The organism is Micrococcus sp. HMSC31B01, from assembly GCF_001816085.1.
In the GTDB taxonomy this organism is placed as follows: domain Bacteria; phylum Actinomycetota; class Actinomycetes; order Actinomycetales; family Micrococcaceae; genus Micrococcus; species Micrococcus luteus.
On the sequence record NZ_KV825264.1, the window covers coordinates 1 to 2,153 of the forward strand.

At 72.3% G+C, this 2,153-nt stretch carries 3 protein-coding genes and 1 pseudogene; all 4 read right to left on the reverse strand.

Annotated features, from left to right (window positions below):
* Nucleotides 1-140, reverse strand: a pseudogene (locus HMPREF3105_RS13570) (CoA ester lyase); the annotation flags it as partial.
* Nucleotides 137-667: a MaoC family dehydratase gene (locus HMPREF3105_RS09270; protein WP_041104218.1), complete on the reverse strand. Its 531-nt coding sequence runs from the start codon at nucleotides 665-667 to the stop codon at nucleotides 137-139. The pseudogene HMPREF3105_RS13570 and the gene HMPREF3105_RS09270, both read right to left, overlap by 4 nt.
* 1 nt (nucleotide 668) lies before the next feature.
* Nucleotides 669-1,856, reverse strand: coding sequence for an acyl-CoA dehydrogenase family protein (locus HMPREF3105_RS09275; RefSeq protein WP_041104216.1), 1,188 nt, complete (start codon nucleotides 1,854-1,856; stop codon nucleotides 669-671).
* A gap of 15 nt (nucleotides 1,857-1,871) precedes the next feature.
* On the reverse strand, nucleotides 1,872-2,153 hold a 282-nt coding region (locus HMPREF3105_RS09280; RefSeq protein WP_305791342.1), incomplete at its 5' end, for a biotin/lipoyl-containing protein.

The following is a 2,153-nucleotide window of genomic DNA, read 5'->3' on the forward strand; positions in this document are numbered from 1 at the left end:
GCGGTGGGCCGGGCGTCCGGGGTGACGGCGTCCTCGAGGTCGAGGATCACCGCGTCCGCGCGCTCGAGCGCCGTGGCGTACCGCTCGGGGCGGTCCGCCGGGGTGAACATGACGGCCGGTCCGAGGGTCAGCGCGCTCATGCCCGCTCCCCCGTGCCTGCGGCGTCGGCGGCCTTCGCCTTGGCCTCCGCGTGCGCCTGCGCGGTCCACATCAGACAGGTGCGCTGGGCGCGGACGACGACGTCGCCGTGCTGGTTCTCCCCCGTCATCGCGAACGTGACGATCCGCTGCCCCGGCCGCGAGGAGGACTCGCGGATCGCGGTGACCTCGGAGCGCCCGTAGAGCGTGTCCCCGTGGAAGACCGGCTTCGGGAACGCGATCTCCCCCAGGCCGAGCTGGGCCACGAGCGTGCCCTGTGTGGTCTGCCCGACGGCGAGGCCCACCAGGGTGGACAGCGTCAGCATCGAGTTGACCAGCGGTCGGCCGAACGGCTGGTCCGCCGCGTACGCGTGGTCCAGGTGCAGGGCCTGCGGGTTCATGGTGAGGGTGGTGAACAGGACGTTGTCCGCCTCGGTGAGCGTGCGGCCGGGCCGGTGCAGGTAGACCTGACCGACCGCCAGCTCGTCCGCGTAGCGGCCCCGCTGCTCGATCTCGACGCGCTCCGTCACGTCAGAGGCCCAGCTCGCGGGCGATCAGCATGAGCTGCACCTCGGTGGTGCCCTCGCCGACCTCGAGGATCTTGGAGTCGCGGTAGTGACGGGCAACGAGGGTCTCGTTCATGAAGCCGTAGCCGCCGAACACCTGGGTGGCGTCCCGGGCGTTGTCCATGGCGGCCTCGCCGGCGATCAGCTTGGCCATGGCGGCCTCGGTCTTGAACGGCTTGCCGGCCAGCATCTTCTGGGCGGCCTCGTAGTAGGCCAGGCGGGCGGCGTGCGCGCGGGCCTGCATGCGGGCGATCTTGAAGGACACGGCCTGGAACTGCCCGATCTTCTGGCCGAACGAGGTCCGCTGCTTGGCGTAGGCGACCGACTCGTCCACGCAGCCCTGGGCCGCGCCGGTGGCCAGGGCCGCGATGGCGATACGGCCCTCGTCGAGGATCTCGAGGAAGTGGGCGAAGCCGCGGCCGCGGGCGCCCAGCAGGTTCTCCTCCGGCACGCGCACGTCCGAGAAGTGCAGGGCGTGGGTGTCCGAGGAGTTCCAGCCGACCTTGTCGTAGGCCTTGGCCACGGAGAAGCCCTCGGTGCCGGCGGGCACGAGGATCGTGGAGATCTCCTTGGCGGGGCGGCCGTCGTGGCCGGTCCTGCCCTCCACGGTGCCGGTCACGGCGGTGACGGTGACGAGCGAGGTGATGTCCGTGCCGGAGTTGGTGATGAACTCCTTGGCGCCGTTGATGCGCCACTGGCCGTCCTCGAGCGCGGCGGTGGTCTGGGTGCCGCCGGCGTCGGAGCCCGCGCCCGGCTCGGTGAGGCCGAAGCCGGCCAGGTGCGTGCCGGCCACGAGGTCCGGCAGCCAGCGCTGCTTCTGCTCCTCGGTGCCGAACTTCAGCAGCGGCATGGCGCCCAGGGAGACGCCGGCCTCGAGGGTGATGGCCACGGACTGGTTGACGCGGCCGAGCTGCTCGAGGGCCAGGGCCAGGGCGAAGTAGTCGCCGCCCATGCCGCCGTACTCCTCGGGGAACGGGAGGCCGAACAGGCCCATCTCGCCCATCTGGGCCACGATCTCGTACGGGAACTCGTGCTGGGCGTCCAGCTCGGCGGAGACCGGGGCCACGACCTCGTCGGCGAACTCGCGGACGGTGTCGGAGAGGACCTGGTAGTCCTCCTCGAGGGCGGGCAGGGTGCGGTGCTTGGTGCTCATGGTCCTCTCCTGTTCTCAGGTGTTCTCTGCGGGTGCTGCGTGCTCGGTGGGCTCGACGACGGCGATCAACGCCTGCGCGGCCACGGCGTCGCCCTCGGCGACGTGGACGGTCACGACGCCGGCGACGGCGGCCGTGACGGGGTGCTCCATCTTCATGGCCTCGACCACCGCCAGCTCCTGGCCCGCGGCCACGGTGTCCCCGGTGGCCACGGACACGGCGACGACGGTGCCCGGCATGGGCGTGCGGGCCTCGGGGGACGCTGCGCCGGCCGGGGCACGACGCGCGGCCGCGGCCGC

Coding starts and splice junctions, on each gene's coding strand:
- HMPREF3105_RS09275 (WP_041104216.1), bottom strand. CDS start 1,856: ATGAGCACCAAGCACCGCACCCTGCCCGCCCTCGAGGAGGACTACCAG.